This is a genomic window from Azospirillum cavernae (genome assembly GCF_003590795.1).
Classification (GTDB): domain Bacteria; phylum Pseudomonadota; class Alphaproteobacteria; order Azospirillales; family Azospirillaceae; genus Azospirillum; species Azospirillum cavernae.
The window spans coordinates 572,501-593,162 of record NZ_QYUL01000002.1 but is presented as its reverse complement, the minus strand read 5'-3'; the positions used below and the strand labels follow the sequence as shown (position 1 = coordinate 593,162).

The 20,662-nt window shown below is 68.9% G+C and carries 10 protein-coding genes and 1 pseudogene; 4 read left to right on the top strand and 7 right to left on the bottom strand.

The window, feature by feature from the left end; genetic code table 11:
* Positions 1–6: 6 nt before the first annotated feature.
* On the top strand, positions 7–1,920 hold the full coding sequence (locus D3877_RS14115) for a glycosyltransferase family 61 protein (RefSeq protein WP_119831406.1): 1,914 nt from the start codon (positions 7–9) through the stop codon (positions 1,918–1,920).
* Here the strand turns inward: D3877_RS14115 and D3877_RS14110 are convergent.
* Entirely contained in the window at positions 1,906–3,264 is a 1,359-nt protein-coding gene (locus D3877_RS14110) for a class I SAM-dependent methyltransferase (RefSeq protein WP_119831405.1), read from the bottom strand. The two genes, D3877_RS14115 and D3877_RS14110, sit on opposite strands and share 15 nt — an antisense overlap.
* A 233-nt stretch (positions 3,265–3,497) precedes the next feature.
* Here D3877_RS14110 and D3877_RS14105 point away from each other — a divergent pair, with 233 nt between their 5' ends.
* Entirely contained in the window at positions 3,498–6,266 is a 2,769-nt protein-coding gene (locus tag D3877_RS14105) for an O-linked N-acetylglucosamine transferase family protein (protein WP_238474886.1), read from the top strand.
* Positions 6,267–6,308: 42 nt separating this feature from the next.
* Here the strand turns inward: D3877_RS14105 and D3877_RS14100 are convergent, their stop codons facing one another.
* Together D3877_RS14100 and D3877_RS14095 are read right to left on the bottom strand one after the other, a co-directional pair.
* A complete protein-coding gene (locus tag D3877_RS14100) occupies positions 6,309–8,078 on the bottom strand; it encodes a tetratricopeptide repeat protein (protein WP_119831404.1) in 1,770 nt (589 codons plus the stop codon).
* 2 nt (positions 8,079–8,080) lie between these two features.
* Positions 8,081–10,825, bottom strand: coding sequence for a glycosyltransferase (locus D3877_RS14095; RefSeq protein ID WP_119831403.1), 2,745 nt, complete (start codon positions 10,823–10,825; stop codon positions 8,081–8,083).
* 255 nt (positions 10,826–11,080) lie between these two features.
* On the opposite strand from D3877_RS14095, the gene D3877_RS14090 reads away from it, so the two are divergent.
* On the top strand, positions 11,081–12,457 hold the full coding sequence (locus D3877_RS14090) for a tetratricopeptide repeat protein (RefSeq protein ID WP_119831402.1): 1,377 nt from the start codon (positions 11,081–11,083) through the stop codon (positions 12,455–12,457).
* Here D3877_RS14090 and D3877_RS14085 read toward each other — a convergent pair.
* Positions 12,438–16,271 (bottom strand): tetratricopeptide repeat protein, encoded by a 3,834-nt coding sequence (locus tag D3877_RS14085; protein WP_158599918.1) that lies wholly within the window; start codon positions 16,269–16,271, stop codon positions 12,438–12,440. The two genes, D3877_RS14090 and D3877_RS14085, sit on opposite strands and share 20 nt — an antisense overlap.
* Positions 16,272–16,417: 146 nt before the next feature.
* Between D3877_RS14085 and D3877_RS14080 the strand changes: the two genes are divergently transcribed.
* On the top strand, positions 16,418–17,566 hold the full coding sequence (locus tag D3877_RS14080; protein ID WP_238474885.1) for a glycosyltransferase family 4 protein: 1,149 nt from the start codon (positions 16,418–16,420) through the stop codon (positions 17,564–17,566).
* A gap of 228 nt (positions 17,567–17,794) precedes the next feature.
* Here D3877_RS14080 and D3877_RS14075 read toward each other — a convergent pair.
* The 3 genes and pseudogenes from D3877_RS14075 to D3877_RS14060 form a co-directional block, all read right to left on the bottom strand.
* A pseudogene (locus tag D3877_RS14075) lies at positions 17,795–18,046 on the bottom strand (IS3 family transposase); the annotation flags it as partial.
* 33 nt (positions 18,047–18,079) lie between these two features.
* Positions 18,080–19,569, bottom strand: a protein-coding gene (locus D3877_RS14070; protein ID WP_238474884.1) for an IS3 family transposase whose coding sequence is annotated in 2 segments (ribosomal slippage) — positions 18,080–19,140 and positions 19,140–19,569 — 1,491 coding nt in all. Because the reading frame shifts where the segments join, the coding sequence is not laid out codon by codon here.
* Between the two features lie 42 nt (positions 19,570–19,611).
* Positions 19,612–20,569 (bottom strand): IS630 family transposase gene (locus tag D3877_RS14060; RefSeq protein ID WP_119829451.1). Its coding sequence is split into 2 segments (ribosomal slippage): positions 19,612–20,226 and positions 20,228–20,569, totalling 957 coding nucleotides; the frame shifts between segments, so codons are not numbered across the junction.
* Positions 20,570–20,662: the final 93 nt, after the last annotated feature.

Sequence of the window (20,662 nt, the reverse complement as noted above, 5' to 3'; positions counted from 1 at the left end):
TGTCGGATGGAAGCCGTTCCGCCGCAAGGCGCCATCACGCTCGCCGAAGCCCTGGGCCGGGCGCTCGCACTCCATCAGGCCGGTCGCGCCGAGGAGGCGAGCGACCTCTGCCGTTCGATCCTGCGTGCCCGGCCGGAGCAGGCGGAGACCCGCTGCCTGCTGGGGACCATCGCGTTCGGGCAGGGCCGCCTGGACGCGGCGGGCGCGCTCTTCGCCGTCACGGCGGCGCTGGCTCCCGCCTTCTTCGACGCGCATCGCAACCTCGCCATCCTGGAGCAGGCCGCCGGCCGCCCGGCGGCGGCGTGCCGCCACCACCGGCGCGCTCTGGCCCTGCGGCCGGAGGACGGAGCCACCCACCTCGCGCTGGCCCTGCTGCACGGCGAGATCGGCGACGAGCCGGAAGCGGTCGCTTGGCTGCGGCAGGGTGTGACGCGGGCGCCCGGCTTCCTGCCCCTGCGGGAGGTCTACGCGGGCTTCTGCGAGCGCGCCGCCGTTCGCGCGTTCGGTGGCGGGGATCCCGAGGGCGCCGCGCGTTTCTGCGAACAGGCGCTCTCCCTCCTGCGGGAGGCGCCCGCCGTCACCGAAGCCCTTCGCGACCTGCTGGAACGGCTCGTGCGCGTGGCGCTGATCGTCGAGCGTCCGGCCCTCGCCATGGAGATTCTGGCGATCAAGGACCCGCTCGACTTCCCCGAAATCCCGCCCCGGGACATCGACCGCTTCCCTCTGACCCTGCTGCCTTTCCCGGCCTGGTGCGCCGCCGCTGGCTTCCGCCACGAGACGTGGCAAGCCCCGGCCCAGGAACCCGACCCGACACTGAGATCGACAAGCCCCGGTTGGCTGCGCCCCCAGATCGACCGGCTGTCGGCGCTCGCGCGGGAGCCGGTGGGGGTGGCGCTCGACGCGGAGATCGAGGTCGTTCAGGGCTTCTACGTCAAGGACAACTACGAAAGCCACCTGCTGGCCGACCGGCGCTTCCTCCTGCGGGAGGTGGCCGACACGGTCGTGCACGGCTCCCGCGTGCCGCTGGTCGGCGTGACCCCCGGCGCCACGGCGGGCGCCTTCCGCCTGCCCCGCCCGCTCTACCGGACGGTGGTGATCGACCAGCCGGTGCTCTTCCTCCCCTCCACGCCCAATTACTGGCATTTCCTCGTGGAGGTGCTGCCGAGGTTGATGGTGCGAGAGCGCGTGGCCGAGACACGCTCCCTGCCGGTGCTTCTCTTCGACGTGCGTCCCTACCATCGGGAAATGCTCCAACTCGCCGGCCTGCCGGCCGAACAGGTCATCGACGCGCGGGATCTGGCGGGTTCGGACGGCGCCCAGCTCCTCTACCGTCTGAGCCGGGCGGCGGCGCCATCGGCCATTCCCTATCCCGTCGCCTATCGCTGGCTGCGGGAACGGCTGTTGCCGCGTCGGCGTGGCGACGGCCCGCCGACGCGGCGCCTCTACCTGTCGCGGCGTGGCTCGGCGCCCAAGCACCGCATCGCCAACGACGCCGAGGTCGCGGCCCTGCTGGCGGACCGGGGCTTCGAAACATTGCAGCCGGAACGGCTCGGCGTGCTGGAAACGATTGAGTTGATGGCGGAGGCGGAAATGGTGGTGGCCCCGGTCGGGGCGGCCACCGCCAACCAGGTTTTCCTGCCGCCGGGCGGGCGCTGGGTGCATCTCTGCAATCCCGATTTCTTCCATCCGGACTCCCGCTGGAACCCGCAGATGGGCGTGCAGATCCCGCTGCTCGGCCGGTTCCACCATCTGGCCGGCCGGTTCATCGACGATCCCGCCGACCGGCCCGACGATCTGCTCGCCCGGCTGGACATCCCCGTGCGGATCGAACTTGACGCGCTCGGCAGGTTGCTGGATGAGGTTCTGCTGGATGAGGTTCTGGCTCGCCCGCCCGCCCCTTCTGGATCAGGGCCGGGGTGAGCCGCCGCCCGGCTCCGTCCTTCGGTCATGTCCCAGCAGCAGCGCCTCCATGCAATCCAGACGGGCCAGAGCCTGCTCGAAGTTCCCCGCCTCCACGATCTCGACGCCGGGCAGCGGAAACAGCAGCTTGGTTCCGCCCATCACCATCGCGCGTTCGCGCTCCAGGAACTCGCGGCGGAAATGCCAGGGCAGCACGAGGTAGAGGTCGGGCCTGAGCGCGCGGGACTCCGCTTCCGAGACGATCGGGATGCCGGTGCCCGGCGTGACGGCGCCGACCTTGTCGGGGTTGCGGTCAGCGGCGCACTCGACGAGATCCCGGCCGATGCCGCACCATTGCAAAAGCACGTTGCCCTTGGTGGAGGCGCCATAGACATGCACCCGCCCGCCTCCCTCGCGGACGGCGCGCAGATGGCCGACCAACTCCTTCCGCAGGGTCTCCGCCCGCGCTTGAAAGGCATGGTAGGGACGGTCCGTCGCCAGCCCCATCGCCGCCTCCCGCCGCCGCAGCGCCTCCAGAAAGGCCCGGTCCTCCGCCGTGCCGAAGCGGTCGTTCGCGGCGTGGCAGGCGAAGCAGCGGATGCTGCCGCCGTTCATCCCGTTGACCTCCGCCCGGAAGATCCGCAGCCCGGCCCGCCGCGCGACGGTCTCCAGAACGGCGAGGCTGTAATATTCCAGATGCTCGTGGCACACCGTGTCGAAGGCGTTCCGCAGCAGCATGAGCGGCAGGTAGGACAGCTCCAGCACCCACAGCCCGTCCGGAGCGAGCAGCCGGGAGATCGCCGCCGCCGCCCCGCAGGGGTCCTCGATGTCGTAGAACATGGCGATGGAGGTCACGATGTCGAACCGGGCGTCGGCGAGTTCCGTCAAGGCGGCGTCGGACGGGAAGAAGGCGTTGACGACGGTGACGTCGCCCTCAAGCCCAGCGGCGATGTCGGACGGATCGACCCCGACCCGCAGCGACGCGGCGGGGTAGGAAAAGAGCAGGGTGCCGTCGTTACAGCCGATGTCGAGCACCGTCGGCGCTGGCAATCCGGCCAGCGCCCCGGCCTGCTCGGCGATGCCGCGCAGGTGATCGCGCATCGTCGTGTTGAGGCCCGATCGGTACCAATAGGTCCGGTACAGCAGTTCGGGGGGCACGCTGGCGGCGGTCTGAAGCAGCCCGCAGGCCGCCGGATCCCGGTCGGCGCCGCAGCGCACGAGCCGCATGGGAAAGGGCGCCTCGGTCGGCGTCGGCCGTCCCGGCTTGGCGAAGGCTCCCTGCAAGACCTGCGGACCGAGATCGATGACCGGCAGCAGGATCGGCGAACCGCAGACCCTGCAGGTCTGTCGCGGGCGAAGGGGCATACCAAAACCTCGGACGAGCGTGAACCAAAGGACACGGAACATGGGCTGGAACACACCGGCGAGGCAAGGCGCCCGCAGGATTGCCAAGACCCGGCCAATGATGCAGGGTCGATGCCCTTATCAACGAGAAGACGGGACGAATGGAACACGCCGCCGATTCCCGTTTCAAACATGTCATTCATCGCCAACCCCTCCCCCGCCGTGGGAGAGGAACGTCGGCCGGGAGATGATCGGTGCATCCCTTCGCGATTGCGACGGCTGGCGACGGCGCCTATTTCCCGCTGCTCCAGGGGCTGGTCCGCTCGATCCGCGCCTTTCCACAAGGGGCCGGGGTTCCCATCGTCGTGCTCGATCTCGGGCTTGGGACGGAGGAACGGCGCTGGCTGACGGACGAAGGGGCGCGGCTGGTGGCGCCCGGCTGGGACCATCCGTTCGACCGACCGATGCCGGAATATTTCAAGGCGATGGTGTCGCGCCCGCATCTCCCGCGCCATGTTCCCGACGCCGCCGTCATCCTGTGGCTGGACGCCGACTGCTGGGTGCAGGATTGGTCGGCCATCGAACTGCTGCTGGCGGGCGCGGCGGCGACCGGCTTCGCCATCGTGCCGGAGCTTGACCGCGCCTACACCCCTTTCTACGACGGCGCGCCCTACGCCCATCACCTCCATGACTGGTACAAGGCCTGCTTCGACGAGGCCACCGCGCGTCGGCTCTTCGCCTACCCGCTGCTGAACTGCGGGGTCTTCGCCGCGCGCCGCGACGCGCCGCACTGGGCGCTCTGGGCGCGCCTGCTGGCGGAGTCCCTCCGCCGGACCGTGCTCTTCGTCAGCGAGCAGGTCGCGTTGAACCTCGCCCTGCGCACCGGGGGGCTGCCGTTCAGCCAGTTGCCGGCGCGCTGCAACTGGATCTGCTTCCGGGCCACGCCCTTCAGCTCCGCAGACGGCCGGCTGCTGCTGGAGCCGGAGCTTCCCCACGCCCCGCTCGGCATCCTGCATCTGGCGGGCTATCCCCTGCCCCGCAAGCAGGACCCACACACCCTCTCCACGCCCGATGGTGGCACGGTCACGCGCCCGCTCAGCCACGGGTCGCCGAACTCCGGGCCGGAAGAGGCGCTGGGCAGGGCTTTCGCCCTGTATCAGCACGGAAAACCGGAGGAGAGCGGCGCGCTGTGCCGGGCGATCCTCACCGCGTCGCCCGACCAGCCAGCGGCGGCCTTCCTGCTCGGGGTGGTGGATTTTTCGCTGAGGCGGCTGGAGGAGTCGCGGCGGCATTTCGCCCTCGCCATCGTCTTACAGCCGGATCTCGCGGATGCTTTCAGCAATCTCGCCCTGTTGGAACGCGATGCCCATCCCCGCCTCGCCGCGACCCTGACCCGGCGCGCGCTCCGCCTTCAGTCGGACGCCCTGCTCTTCACCCGGCTCGGCGCCCTGCTCCGGGACGAGCGGCGCGGCGGAGAGGCGCTGGACGCCCACAGGCGGGCGCTGGCGCTCCAGCCGGAATCGGCGGAGGCGTGGCGCGAGAGCGCCCACAGCTTGCGCGCGGCGAATCGGCTGGCGCAGGCCGTCCAGGGCTACGACCACGCCCATCGGCTGGCCCCGGAACGGACGGAATCGCTCTGCGACCGCCTGTTCGCAAGCCTGTCCATCTGCGACTGGCGAACCCACGAGGAGACCTGCCGCCGGCTGTTGGAGGTCATCGACCACGACCAGGGAATCGTGCTGCCGCTGCTGAGCCTGCTCATCGGGACCAACCCGGCGCAGCAGGACCGCGCGGCCCGCCATTTCCACCGCGCGATCATCGGACCAGCGATCATCGGGCCAGCGATCATCGGACCGGCCTCACCGGCTCCGGTCGTGCGGCGGCCCGTCCCCCCTGGGGGGCGGCTGAACATCGCTTATCTCTCCGCCGACTTCCACGAACACGCCACCGCCCACCTGACGGCGGAGCTTTTCGAACTGCACGACCGGACGCGTTTTGCCGTCTTCGGCTATTCCTACGGCGAGGACGATGGAAGCCCCATGCGGCGGCGGCTGGAGGCTGGCTTCGACCGCTTCCGCGACCTGCGGCACGCCAATCCCGACGACGTCGCGGCGCTGTGCGCCGAGGACGGCATCCACATCCTCGTGGACCTCAAGGGCTACACCCAGAACGCCCGGTTGACTCTGCTGGCGCGGCGTCTGGCGCCCATCCAGGTGGCCTATCTGGGCTATCCGGGAAGCTTGGGCGCGGATCTGGTGGACTATGTGATCGGCGACCGCATCGTCACGCCACCCGAACACCAGCCCTTCTACCGGGAGCGGCTGGTGCGGATGCCGGACAGCTATCAGGTCAACGACCGCCGTCGGCCGACCGGCGCCCCCGTGCCGACGCGCGCGGCCTGCGGTTTGCCCGCCGAAGGCGTCGTCTTCTGCGCCTTCCACGCCGCCTTCAAAATCGCCCCGGCCATCTTTGCCCTCTGGATGCGCATCCTGAAGCGCGTGCCGGGCAGCACGCTTTGGCTCCTGGAGGCGGGAACGGACGCCACCGTCAACCTGCGGCTGGAGGCGGCGCGCCAGGACGTCGAACCGGCGCGGCTGGTCTTCGCCCCCCACCGTCCGCAGGCCGAGCATCTCGCCCGCTACCGGCTTGCCGATCTGGCGCTCGACAGCTTCCCCTACACCGGCCACACCACCACCTCCGACGCTCTGTGGATGGGGGCGCCCGTCCTCACGACACGGGGTGAGACCTTCGCCTCCAGCGTCGCGGCCAGTCTGCTGCACGCGGGCGGCCTGCCGGAGACGATCACCCACTCCTTCGCGGAGTATGAGGAACGGGCGGTGCGGCTGGCCGGGGAGCTGGCGACGCTGGCCGCCTACCGCCGTCGGCTGGAGGTCGGGCGCACCACGGCGCCCCTGTTCGACAGCCCGCGCTTCACGCGGTATCTGGAGCGCGCGTACCGGATCATGTGGGACCGCCACGCGGCGGGCCTGCCGCCGGAAGCCTTCACGGTGGAGCCGACGTGATCCCGGCGAGAGCTGTCCTTTCCGGCCCTGGACCCCGTAGCCTCAGCCGGTAAGCCCTTCCAGCATCCCGCACAGCCGCGCCACGACCGCGCTCCAATCGCCGCGCCGCTCCTGCCGAAACAGACGCATGCTCGGATACCAGGGCGTGCAGACGCCGTGCTCCAGCCACCGCCAATCCGGCGCGAAGGGCAGCACGGTCCAGGTCGGCCGACCGAGCGCCCCGGCGAGATGGGCCGGTCCGGTGCAGGAGCTGACGACGAGGTCCAGGCTGTCCATGATCGCCGCCGTGTCGGCGAAGTCGGCGATGTCCGCGCCCAGATCGACGAAGCTCGTCGGCAGCGGCCCGCACCGCTCCAGATCGCGCCGCCCTGCCCCCTTCTGAAGGCCGTAGACCGAAACCCCCGGCAGATCGAGCAGGGGCCGGAAGGCCGCGAGGCCGGGGGAACGCAGCCGGTCGCCCTTGAACTCCGGGTTGCCGGCCCAGATCAGCCCGATGCGCAGACCGCGCCGGGAACCGAGCCGCGCGCGCCAGCTCTCCACCAGCGCCGGTTCCGCCTTCAGATAGGCGAGCGGCGCGGGGATGGTGTAGAGGGTGGCGCGCAGCCGGTGCGGCAGGCTCGCCAGCGCCACATGGAAATCGTGCGGCGGGGGCGATTCGTAACGGGGAACGACGCCGGAAATCCCCGGCATCGACGAGAGCAGCCGGACGAGCTGCGCGTTGCAATCCAGGAACACCCGCGCGCCGTGCGTCTGGAGCAGCGCGGCGTAGCGCGCGAACATGATCGTGTCCCCCACCCCCTGCTCGTCATGCACCAGCAGGGTGCGGCCCGCGAGAGAAGACCCGTCCCAGACCGGCGAGGCGAAGTCGCGGCGGGGCGAGGGAAAATCCGCCATGCGGGACCGCCATTCATACTCCGCGAAGCCCTCGCGCAACTCGCCCTTGAGCAGGAGACCGTGGCCGAGAGCCGTGTGCGCCTCGGCCAGAGCTGGCTCCAGCGTGGCGGCACGGCGCGCCAGAGTGATGGATTCGTCCACCCGCATCTCGTCACGCGCGACGAGGCCGAGGTTGAGATGGGCGTGGGAGCCGTCCGGCTGCCCCGCGATGGAGAGGCGGAAACAGGCGGCGGCCTCCTCATAGCGACCGACATCCTGAAAGGTGATGCCGAGGTTGTTGAGGGTTCCCGGTTCACCGGACGAGAAGCCCAGCGCGCTGCGATAGGCGGCGATCGCCTCCTCCAGCCGCCCGAGCCGACGCAGCGCCACGCCCATGTTGGTGTATCCCGCCACCGACAGGGGCGTCATGCCGAGCAGCGTCATCAGCGTCTCGACCGCGTCCTCGTTCCGACCGGCGAGGAGCAGCGCGTGGGCGCGCTTCAGCCTCGGTTCCGTCAACCACGGGCTGAGCGCCAGCACGCGGCTGAGCGCGTCCGCCGTTGCGCCATGCTCCCCCCGCTCGGACAGGATGTCGGCAAGGGTGTTGAAGCCGTCGAGAAAGCCGGGATCCAGCGCCAGCGCCACGCGTGCGCTCGTTCGTGCCTGACCAAGCTGGCCAAGCCGGTGCAAGGCACGGGCGAGGTTGGAAAAACCAGCCGGGTTGCCGGGGTCGTGGCGGATGGATTCCCCGATGAGCCGCGCCGCGAGATCCGGCCGGCCATGATGAAGCGCCAGCACCCCCAGCAGATGCAGGGCGTCGGGATGGCCTGGATGGGCGGCCAGCACCGCGCGGTACGCGCTTTCCGCCTCCGCCGCGCGGCCAGCGGCATGATGGGCGATTCCGGCTTTCAGCAGCGCGTCGGGGCGGCTGGTTTCCATCGTCACAGCAGGACCGGACTGGACCAGGGGTCATAGGGAACAAGCGCCTGCCGGGCCTTGTCGGGACGGACGACGCTTCGGGCGCGCTGGTTCAGCATGGTCGCCACGAAGGAGAAGCTGCTGTTGGACACCGCCACCAGATCGGCCTCGCACAGGACATGAAAATCGGTGAGGAACTCCGCTCCGGGGATCGGCTCCGCCAGATCGCGGGCGGAGAGCGGTTGGTAGGCGGCGAAAGCGGAGAGGCAGCGCGGATCGTCCGTCGCGACGTAGAGAACCGGCCGGTCAAGGCCGGGCCAGACCGCCTCCAGCCAGCGCAGATACCAGGATTCCGGCGCCATCCAGAAGGGACCCCAGCCGAAGTCGCCGCGCCGGATGTGCAACGCCACCACCGTACGACCGACTGCGCGCAGGCGGGTGGTCAGCGCGTCCGCCCAAGGCCGGATGTGTGGCCCCGGCGTGAAAAAGCCGCGAAAGGCCTCGCGATGCGGCGCCAGGACGCTGGTGTCGCCGCAGAAATAGGCGGTGACGTCACGGTCGGCCAGCACCGCGCCTTCCGCGCCGCCGAGTCTCGCGCCGCCGAGCGACGCCATGACGCTGGCCTCGACCTCCCGCTCCGGCAGGCGGGGCAAGGCCGGGCCGGGCAACGGATCGTCCAGCCCATAGAGATGCCGCCCCGGCCAGGACGGCGCTTCCAAGGTGAGACCATGCCGCGCGGCGTACAGACGCAGGACCCCATATTGCAGAAGTTGATTGCCGAACCGCCCATGCCGACCGAGCGCCGTGGAGGCAAGCCGACGCCCCGTCTCCGCCCTTGGCGTCGGCACGGGCGGCGGCCCGCACCACCGGGTGAGCAGATTGACGGCGCGCCCAGTAAAGCCCTCCGCCCGGCCAGGATTGCCACGGATCGCCCGCTCCCAGCCCAGCAGCGCGGCATCCGGTCGCCCGAGCGCCTCCAGGGCGCCGGCAAGGGCGGTGTGGCCGTCGAACAGCTCGGGCGTGAGGGCCAGGGCACGCTGTGCGTGCTCCGCCGCCGCCGTTGCGTGGCCGAGGTCGAGGGCCGCTTCCGCCAGTTCCGCGCGGGTCTCCCCCCGGTCTGGGTCAATCCGCGTGGCCCGGCCGAGAATCCCGCGCGCGACACCCGCCTGTCCCCGCCGCCGCTCCGCCCGCCCCAACAGGAACAGGGACCCACCATGCTCCGGCCGGAGCGCCAGCGCGTCGCGCAGATGGCGAGTGGCCGGATCAAGGGCGCCCTGCTCGAACCGCAAGGAGGCAAGGTTGAAGCGCGCGCCTCCCGCATCCGGGTGAAGGCTCGCCACCGCCTTGAACCCGCGAAGCGCCAGGCCATCACGCTTGAGTCCGTTCGCCGCCAAGCCCAGCTCGAACCAGACCGTCGCGTTGGCGGGATCAAGGACCGCCGCCCGAACCAGCGCGGCGACGGCGGACTCCGGCTGCTGGCCACGAATCAACTCCCTCGCCCTCTCCAGCCAGACGGCGGCGTCCATCGGCGGCGCTGGCGGCTTGGGCATCGGCTTGGGCGCCGCGTTGGCCGCCAGCGTGTAGAGGCGGCGCTGGGTCAGCAGTTCGATGGCCACGAAGCGGCTGTCCGGTCGCTGGCGCTCCGCCGAAGGGGGGCCGCCGGTCATCTCGGCCCGCTGCCGCTCCAGCGCGTTGCCCGGCCGCATCGTGTAGTGGACGGTCTTCTCGGAAAGCTTCAAGCCAGCGAACCGGCTGTGCAAGACGCGGCTGTAGGCCACATCGTCGGCCACCGCCGGGTGAAACGGCGCTTCCTCCGGAAAGCCGCCGATCCGGTCGTGGCACTCGCGCCGGACGCAGAGATTGCCGGGATAGCAGTTTTCCGACGCTTGCCGCCAATCTTGGGTGATCTCGGCGTCGATCACGTCGAAGACCATGCCGGTGCGGACGAAGCCGACGTCGGGGGCCGCGTCCAAGGCCCGGATCGTCAGGAAGAGGTGCCGTTCCAGATAATGGTCGTCGGCGTCGAGGAACCAGAGATAGCGGCCCAGCGATGCGGCGGCGCCCGCGTTGCGCGTCCGCCCCGCACCCCGGTTCCGGTTGTTGGCGACGAGCGCGACGCTCTGTTCGGGATGCGCCCGCGCCCAACGCAGCGCCCGGGCCACGGTGTCGTCGGGGGAGGCGTCGTCCACGACGCAGACATGGACCTGCGCGTCGGCCTCGCCGGACGTCGCGCGGTGATAGCGGACCGCCGCAAGCACGCTGTCAAGCGCCCGCTCGATCGTGTCCTCCATCCGGTAAACGGGAATCACCACCGTGCCGATGACATTCCAATCGGCGCGGTGGCGGGCGATCCCTGCCAGGGCGACGCCGAGGCCGCTGTCCTCCATCCGGGAAGCGGCGTGGAAACGCGCGGCCTCGTCGTCGCGTCCCTGAACCAGCCGCAGAACGCCGAGAATATGAGCGAAATCGCCGCGTGGCGCGATGATTGCGGCCAAAGGTTCAATAACCGCGACCGCCTCGTCGACCCGCCCGTTCTGCATCAGCAGCACGGCTTGGTTGAGGAGCGGAGTAATCACCCCCTCGATCTGCCGTTCCAGCACGGCGCCGTCTCCGTGCAGCCGGGCGGCGCGGATGAAAAGCGACAGGGCCTGCCGCCCTTTGCCGGCTTGACGCACCGTCAACGCCAGCCGCTGCCAGGACACGGCCTCCGCCGGATCGGCGGCCAGCGCCCGCCGATGCGTTTTCATCGAATCGAGATCGTCCGTCATCGGCCGTTCACCGCCTGCGCGGCGATCCCGCGCTCGCATGTCCGCGTCGCACTTCGCAAAAGCCTAAGACCTTCATGCCGGTGGTGGCGGGTGCTATGGTGCAGGGCTTGTCGCCTAAATGGTTCCATCGCCCATGTATTTAGCGCCCGCTCCCCTCGGTCTTCAAGCTATGACCGTCACAATCGCTTTCCTCGATTGCCGCGCGCGGAGACTTGCGCGGGTGTCGAGCAAACTGGTCCCGCGAAACGGTTGAGTATGCAGAGCGAAGCGGATGACGCCGGTAAAGCGCGCGATGAGGAGGACCGGCTCCGCAAGGCTGCGGAGGCGGCGCTTGACGCCGACCCGTCCGACGCGGAGGCGTGGAGCATCCTGGGCCTGTTGCTGCGCCGCGCCGGAAAACTGGAGGAGGCCATCGCCTGCCACCGTCGCGGGCTGGAACATGCGCCCGACAACGGCAGCGTCTGGACCAACCTCGGCAACGCGCTGACCGAAGCCGGACGCCTTGCCGAGGGGGCTGCGGCGCAGGAGGAGGCCTTCCGGCTCGAACCCCGCAACCGGACGGTCCTGTTCAACCGAGCGGTCGCCTTCCGCAAGGCGGGGCGGTACGCCGACGCCCTGGCGGCGATCGAGCTTGCCGTCAAGGAAAATGGCGGGCCGACAGCGCTCCTGCGCTGGGAACGGGCGCTGACGCGGTTGCAGATCGGCGATTATGTGCACGGCTTCGACGATTACGAGGCGCGACGGCGGATTCCGTCCTATCGCGCGCGTCCGCCCTCGGCGCCGCCGTGGAACGGGCAGTCCCTGGACGGGCGCCGCCTCTTCGTGACGACCGAACAGGGCTTCGGCGACGCCTTGCTGGTGGCCCGTTATCTGCCGATGGTCAAGAAGGCTGGCGGTCGGCTGATCTACGAATGCCATTCGGAGTTGCGGCGGGTGTTGTCCGGCCTCGACCTGGACGATTGGAGGCCGTGGGGAGCGCCCGCGCCGACTTGCGACGTCGAGGTGTCGCAAATGACCCTGCCGATGCTGTTCGGCACGACGCTCGCCTCCGTGCCGCCGCCGGCGCCGCTCACCGTTCCGGCGGAGGCCCGAGAGAAAGCCGCGCGATTGCTGGGCGAACGGGAGCCGGGAACGCTGCGCGTGGGCATCGTCTGGGCGGGCCGGTCAACCTTCGCCGACAACGCTTGGCGCGCCACGAGGCTGGCGCCCTTCCTGCGCCTTGCCGAAATTCCGGGTGTGCGCCTCTACAGCCTGCAGAAAGGACCGCAGGAGGCCGAACTGGACGCGCTCGGCCCGGCGGGCCGGCTGGTGGCGCCGCTCGGCCCCCATCTGGAGGATTTCGCCGATGCTGCGGCGATGATCGAACGGCTGGATCTGGTCATCATGACCGACAGCGCCGTCGCCCATCTGGCCGGTTCGCTCGGCGCCCCCATCTGGAATCTCGTGCAGCACGTCCCCTACTGGGTCTACGGCTTCACCGGCGAGCGCACGCCCTGGTACCCGTCGATGCGCCTGTTCCGCCAGGGGCCGGAGCTGGACTGGGCGCCCGTCTTCGCCAGCGTCCGCAAGGCTCTCCACGACGAGGTCCGGCGGCGCGCGGCGCAGGACGCCCTCACCGCGACGCCTCTCTGACCGCTTGCTGAAGCGCGGCGCGCAGCGCCGCCACGACGTCGCTCCAGTCGCCCGCCCGCGTCTGCCGGAACAGCCGCATGGTCGGATACCAGGGGCTGTCGGTGCGCTCCAGCATCCACCGCCACTCGGACTCCGCGCGCACCATGGTCCAGACCGCCCGCCCCAGCGCCCCGGCGAGGTGGGCGACCGCGCTGTCCACGGCGATGACCAGATCGAGCTGCGTCACGACGGCGGCGGTATCGGCGAGGTCCGCCAACGCGCCGCCGACATCGAGGAAGCCCACCGGAAGCCCACCGCCCAACCGCTCCAGATCCGCCCGGCCGCCGCCCTTCTGAAGGGAGACGAAGGCGACGCCAGGAAGGTCGAGAAGCGGCAGCAGCGGCTCCAGCCCCGGCGAACGCTTCGGATCGTCGCGAAGTTCCGCGTTGCCGGCCCAGACCAGCCCGACGCGCAGCCCCGCCCGCATCGGCTTCAGCCGGTCGCGCCACCTCTCGACAAGGGAGGGTTCGGCCGCGAGGTAAGGCGCCTCCGACGGGACCGTCGCGAGGGTCGTGCCAAGGAGATGCGGCAGGCTCATCAGGGCCGCATGAACATCATGCGCCGGTGTCGGCGCGGAGCGCCCGACCACCGCTTCCACGTCCGGCAGCGTGGCGAGGAGTCGCGCCAGCGCGTCGTTGCACTCCACGATCACGCGGGCGCCGCGCCGCGCCAGCAGCGGCGCGTAGCGCGCGAACTGGATTCCGTCGCCAAGCCCCTGCTCATCGTGCAGGAGGATGCGCCGACCCTTGAGATCCCCGCCCTCCCACAGCGGCGTCGGCAGGCCGCGCGCTTCCACCTGTCCATCGGCCAGCCGGGTGCGCCATTCATAGTCGCGGAACCCCGGCGCGAGATCGCCCCGCATCAGCAGGCAGGTTGCCAGGAGGGTGTGCGCCCCGGCCTCGTCGGGTCGTTCCGCGATGAGTTGTCGGCACGCGGCCTCCGCCTCGTCCAGCCGGTGCAGGCTGCGCAGGACCAGGGCGCGGTTCATCCGCGTCTCGGTGTGGTTCGGCTCCAGCGCCAGGGCGCGCGACAGGGCGCTGGCCGCCGCCTCGTCTCCTCCGATCCGCATCGACAGAGCGAGGCCCAAATTGTTCAGCAGGCCCGCATCGGCCGGCATCAGCGCCAGCGCCCGGCGGCCGACCGCCACCGCCCGCTCGTGGAGACCGAGATTCTTCAGCGCGACCGCAAGGTTGCCGTAGGCGCGATGCTCCTCCGGCTCGCGGCGAATCAGCTCTCTCAGGACCGCTGCGCCCTCCTCGTACCGGCGGAGCAGGAGCAGGCTGTGGGCGAGCTTGAAAAGGTGGAAGCTTCCCTCGGGGTCCAGCCGGGTGCAGCAGCGCAGGGGCTGGAGCGCCTCGGCCGTCGCGTTCCGCGCGAGCCGCCGCTCGGCAAGCGCGTGGTAGGCCTCGATGTGGGTGGGATCGAGTGCCGCCGCCCGGCGCCAGATCGCCTCGGCCGCCGCGCCGTCCCCGCGCTCCTCCCGCGCCCGACCTTCCTCAAGCAGGGCCTCCGGCGCGGGTTCCGCCTGCGGGGCGGCCTGCGGGGTGATCCAGCCGAGATGGCGGAAGTGGGCGAGCGTTTCCTGGATGCGGGCCGGATAACGCCCGTCAATGGGCACGCGCCGAAGGTCCGTCCACATGCCGGGCAAAGCGCCGTCGTCAAAACGGCCGGTGGCGTAAAAACGGTCGAGCCGGGTCTGGTTGATCTGCGGATCGCGGTTGAAGCCAGCGATCATCTCACGATGGGCAAAAGCTTCCAGCTTCGCGCGGAAACGGTCGGCGCCGCCCATCCAGGTGAAGTGCCAGCCAGCGTCTGGAACAACCCGTCCGATCCCCTGCTTGGTCAGGTAGCGGGCGCGGTTGGCGCCGATGCGGCGGATCAGCTCCCAGGGAGCGGCCGCCACCGAGACCCAGGGGTCGGGCGCCTTCAGGTCGAGGAAATAGAGGAAGATGTCGAGATGGGGAGCGAAGAGCGTGGCGCCCGTACCTGCGCCCTCGTCCGGCTCCCAGCGCAGCCGCTCGACGACCGGCGCGCGCAGGATCTCGTCGGCGTCGGAGATGAGGATCATGTCGCTGGGTCGGCACTCACCCAAGCCGCGCAGGATCGCGTCCCTCTGGTACGCCTCGCGGTTCCAGGCGAAGCCGCCCGGATCCTCGGCAACCACGATGTGGACGATCTTGTCCGCATAGGCCGCGAAGCGCGCCCGGTTGTCGGCGTAATACAACGGCTTGGCCGCGCCAGCATGGGTGTAGGTCGCCTCGACCAGGACGAAGCGGTCCACCACGGGGTAGAGTTCGGCCAGCCGGACCTCCAGCAGATCCAGTTCGTTGTAGAACTGGAAGCAGTCGAAGATCCGCCGCCCGCCGGGCGGCAACGGGGACGGCGGCGGCAGCTCGGGCAACGCGGTGTGGTAGGAAAGCCAGGCTTCATAGCCGCGCAGAGCCGACCAGACGCCGGTGCGCGCCTCCTCGTCGTTGTGATCGAGGCGGAGCGAGCGCTCCACCAGCTCGATCATGCCGCGCGCCTCGGCCCGCCAAGCCGGGTCGGCAAACCGGCGGTCGCCCCCGGAATTCAGATGGGCGCCCAGCGCCTCCATGAGCTGCTGCTGAGCGGAGACGATCTTCGCGGTGATCGCCGTGGCGGCCCCCACTGGAACCGGCTCCCGCAACTCCTTGAACCAACCGATCCAGCCTTGCGCCCGCACCGCCCAAGCCGTCTCGGCGTTCGCGTGGTCGATCTGGGCGCGCAGCCGCCGACCGGCGCCGGGATCCTCCCGCAGCTCGGTCAGGGCGGACACCGCCGCCTCGGCGTAGCGCAACGCGTGCGCCTGCGGATTTTCCGGCACGGGCATGAGCCGCGCGAACCCGGCCCCGCTTTCCGGCAGGGCGCCCAACTGGCTCGACACCACCAGGCAGCCGGCGGCCAGCGCCTCCAGCACGGCGATGCAGGAGGTCTCGGCGAAGCGGTTGAGATAGGCAAGGCAGGTCGCCTCCCGCAACACCTCGGCCAGCGCCTCCTGACCCAGGCCGCCGAGATACTCCACCCCCTCGGTCTCGCGACAGCGCTGGTACAGCGCGGTGTAGGGATCCCGCCCGCCGGAGACCTGATAGGCTTCGAGGCTCGAACAGACGCGCAGCCGGGTTCCCGGAATCGCTGTCCGAATCAACGGGAAGCTGTCCAGCAGCACGTCGAGGCCACGGAACGGCGCGCTGGTGTAGGTCAGCACCGGCGGCCAGGGTTTCGCCGCCAGGACGTCCTCGTCCGGCCCGAACAGGCCGGCGAAGGCTGGCGCGATCCCGTTCCGCATCACCCGGCAACGCGCCGGATCGAGACGGAAGCTTTTCAGATACCCGTCCATCTGCCATCGACTGACGAAGGCGATGCCGTCCAAGCCGTCGCGCAGCTCGGCCTCGGCCAGGTTCGCCACCGCCGGCTCGTCGGCGGCGTGCTGTGTCCAGAGAATGAGTTTGCGCTCGCCGCCCAGCGTGGCGCGCAGGCGACGCAGCAATTCCCCATCGCACCCGTTGAGGACGATCACGACGTCGAAAGCGCACAGATCCTCAAGGCTCACCGAAGCGATCGGCAGGCAGCGCACCCCGCGCGCGGTGACGGTCGTGCGCTTGCCGTTGACCATGGTGATCGAATGACCGGCGGCGGCCAGCGCCTCTCCAAGATAGCAGAGCGCCGATTGCGACCCGCCAAGCGGCTGATGGCGCGGCGTCTCGGGGGTGTAATCGCCCTTCGTCGGGTCTATGAATGCGATCTTGACGGTCATGCCTTGAAGGTCGAGGTGGGCCAGCGCTAAACAATGGGTCGACCGGATGCTGGCACTTCCTGCCGCATAGCACCAGTCGCCGGGAGGAAGGTCAACCGGCATTTGCGGTGCGCGTTGAAAGGCCCTGCGTGGAACAGAACCTTGCGTTGACTTGGCAACTTTCGGAAATCCATGGCTGGGGTCTGGTCGGCGTGCACACGGCGCTTTACCTGTTGGACCACGGCCACCCGCCGCTTTTGCTGGAACGGCCGCTGCTGAACACCCTGCGGCCGGAGAACCGGGAGAGGCTGACGCCCCTGATGGCCGGATACGAGCGCATCACCGCCATCGCCGGTCAGGTCCCGGACACCGTGGTGGTCATCAAGGACTGGACACTGCTGCACGCGCTGTCCAACGGCTTCAACGAGGGGCCGACATCCGCGCGCTTCCGAGGCAGCCGCAACGTCGGCGTGATCGCCTTCGAGGACAGCCGGTTCGACGCCGCCACACTGGAGCGCGCGCGCCGTTATGACGGGATCGTGGTGCATTCGACCTACAACCGGGATTTGCTTTTGGAGCAAGGAATCCTGGACGTCGACTGCGCTTTCCAGGGCATCGATCCAGGTGAACTCCCCGCGCTGCCTCCCGCCAGCCGGTTCGGCGACCGCTTCGTCATCTTCTCCGGCGGCAAGCTGGAGTTCCGCAAGGGCCAGGACATCGTGCTGGCCGCCTTCCGCCGTTTCCACGAGCGCCATCCCGACGCGCTGCTGGTCACTGCGTGGCACAATTACTGGCCGCAGACCTCCGCAACGATTGCCGAATCCCCGTTGACGCCCGTGCCCCCGATGATCGGCGAAAACGGAAAGCTGCGGATTGTGGAATGGGCGATGGCGCATGGCGTGCCGCCGGAGGGCTTCGTCGACATGGGGTTCATCGCGCGGCGCCAGATCGCGCCGATTTTGGCCGATTGCCACGCAGCCGTTTTCCCCAACCGCTGCGAAGGCGCCACCAACCTTGTCGCCATGGAGGCGATGGCTTGCGGCGTGCCGGTGATCCTGTCGGCCAACACCGGCCATCTCGACCTGATCCGTGAGGACAATTGCCTGCCGCTCCGTGACCAGACCCCTGTGGCCGATCCCACCGGCGCCCGTCGGGGATGGGGCGAATCCGCCGTGGACGAGGTGGTCGAACAGTTGGAGCACCTCTACACCGACAGGGCAGCCGCGCGGGCCTGCGCCAAGAAGGGGCGTGCCTTCATGTTCGGAGAGCGGAGTTGGCGCGCCTTCGCCAAATCTTTCGTACGAGCAGCCGCCTGAATTGTTTGGGGCGACGTTTGGTGAACCGCGCAGGCCTGTTGCATGGAGGTGATTTTGGCGATGATGCCCCCTCTGTCCTTTCCCTCGCTCGGGCGCTACGGACGGAGTTCGGGCGTCCCAGGTCGAGCATGGCTGGCATCGCGTCGGAACCGTGGACCGCTTTCAAATTGGAACGCTGGACCGGCTTCATGTCGGAATCCCCTGCCGCTTTCATCGGAATCCGCATGCTCGCCTGATCACCATGTCCTGCAACAGGTACGGCCAGATCTTGTGCTCGGGATGCGGCACCGTCGTCTTCGGTTTCTGATAGACGGCTTGCAGCCCCATCCGCCCCATCAGGCGGCGAACCCGCTTGCGATTGACCGCATAACCCAGCCAACGAAGATGGCGCATCATCTGTCGGCTGCCGTACCAGGGAGTGTCCAGGAATTGCTCGTCGATCACCCGCATCAGAGCGAGGTTTTCGGCCGTCTCGGAACGTGTCAACGATTATGAGACGGGCCGATTTGCGATTTAGACTTGGATGAATTCCGGCTTTTTTGGTGGATTGATCCAGGCTTCGATTGGCTTGGCGGGCGGTTCGGGCCTTTTGCGGACGAACCGTTCTGGATTGCTGCGAAAGACGCGGTCGAGGGTTTCCTGCCGGGCGGCATGCACGGCGTCGGCTTGCCCGTAATGGACTTGATCCGGGGTCATCAGGCCGATCCCGGCGTGATGGTGGTCCTGGTTGTACCAGATGAAGAAGTCACGGCAGAAGGCCCTGGCATCCTCGATGCAGCCGAAGCGCTTGGGGAATTCCGGCTGGTATTTCAGCGTCTTGAAGTGAGCCTCGGAGAACGGGTTGTCGTTGGAGGTGTGGGGTCGGCTGTGCGATTTGGTGACGCCGAGGTCGGCGAGCAAGAGGGCTGTGGCCTTGGCCTTCATCGGTCCGCCGCGATCGGCGTGCAGGGTCAACTGGCCGGGCATGATGGCTTGCTTGGCGATGGCGTCGTCGAACAAGACCTTGAACAGGGTGGCGCTCTCGGCGTCGGCGACACACCAGCCAACGACGCGACGGCTGAAGATATCGAGAATGACGTAGAGGTAATAATAGGACCATTTCATCGGTCCCATCAATTTCGTGATGTCCCAGGACCAGACCTGGTTGGGGGCCTGCGCCAGCAGCTCAGGTTTTTGGTAGACCGGATGGCGGAGTTGATCCCGCCGTTCCCGGACCTCGCCATGGTCGGCCAGCAGGCGGTACATGGTTCGGATGGAGCAATGATAGACGCCTTCGTCGAGCAGGGTGGCGTAGACTTCCGTCGGCGCCAGATCGACGAAGCGCGGTCCGCGCAGAAGGTCGAGCACCGCTTGACGCTCTTGGGGATCAAGAGCGCGCGGTGGACGGGGACGCCGCCGGGCGACCGTGGCCGGAGCGTCGCGGCGGGTCCGATGGCGATGGACGCAGGACCGTGACACGCCAAGCGCGGCGCAGACGGCGGTGGTGAGACCGCCGGACGGCGCCATCGCCACGACCGTTTCCCTCATGGCGTTTCGTCGCCGTCGGACGTCGCCAGGGTTATCCCCAGCAGGGATGCCACTTTTTTTTGGATCTCGATGATGGTTTGGGCCTGTTCGAGCCGACGCTGAAGCTGAGCCTTCTCCCGATTGGCCTGGGCCAACGCGGCGGACAAAGGGTTGGCCGGCGCGGCTTTCGGCCCGCGCTTGAGCGGCTTCAGCGCCTCGAAGGCCCCGGCGTCCCGCTGGCGACGCCAGTCCGTCAGCGCCGACGAGTACAGACCTTCCCGGCGCAGGATGGCCGCGATCCCGCCGGTGTCCGCCGCCCGATCCGTCTCGCTCAGAATCCGCAGCTTCTCCGCCGCCGTGAAGGTTCGTCGTTTCGGACGGGGCGACAGTTCCGGGGAGGCCGCAGCGGGCGCAGCAACAACCCGCAGCGGCTCACCGCTGGCAGGGGCAGCGCCAGATTCAACGGCTGGCAGGGGCGTCTTGTTGGGCATGACCACGAAATGAGTTTCCTACGCCCTCGAGCTTAGAGCATCGAGCGCTTAATCTGGCGCATATCCAGCGTGCTTGAGGTAGTTCCAGCATTCCTCATGCGTATAGAGGTCACAGATGGAGCCGACGGCATTCCAGAGTTCCTCAATGGTGCGTGCGCCGATGCGTCGGAGATGTGCCTTGAGCTTGGCGAAGGCCATCTCGATGGGGTTGAGGTCGGGGCTGTAGGGGGGCAGAAAAAGGAACCAGGCTCCTTTTTCTTTGAGGATGGCTTTGGCCTTTTCGCTTTTGTGGCTGGACAGGTTGTCGAGGATGACGACGTCGCCCGGTCGCAGGGTGGGGGCAAGCTGGGTCTCGACATAGGTTTCGAAGAGAACCTTGTTCATCGCGCCCTTGATGATCCAGGGGGCGGTAAGGCCATCGCAACGCAAGGCGGCGATGAAGGTCTGGGCGCCCCAATGGCCGAATGGCGCTTTGGCCTTGAACCGCTGGCCGCGCTTGGCTCGCCCGCGCAGCCGGGTCATCTTGGTGGTGGTGGCGGTTTCGTCGAGGAACACCAGCCGATCCGGCTCCTCGCGCATCCGGGGCTGGCGGTGGCTTCGCCACGTCCGACGGTCATCAGCGACATCAGCGCGACCGGCTTCGGTCGCCAGCACTGTTTTTTTTGACGGTGAAGCCGCTGGCGATCAGGAAGCGCGACAGCGAGGCGGGGTGAGCCGTGACCCCGCGCTCGGCTTTCAGCTTGGCCGCCAGTTCCGGCATGGTGATGTCGCCCTGCGCCTCCACCCAACCGATCAGAAGCGCGGCGTGGGGAGCCAGTTTGCCGCCTCCCGGCGGACGTCCTTGCCGCGCTGGTTCCAGCGATCCCGTCGTCGCCATCCGCTGGGCAAGGCGGATGCTCGTGCTGGCGCTCACGTCAAACCGACGCGCCGCTGCCCGGCGTGACCCGCCTTGCTCGATCTCACCGTAAATCCGAACACGAAGATCCGACGAATAGCTCTGACCCATGTTTCACCTCCAACTACCGTGAATCATGGCGAAAAAACAAACGCAAGCCTTCGATTCAGATTTCACGCGCGATGCTCTAGTCAACTGTCCGCC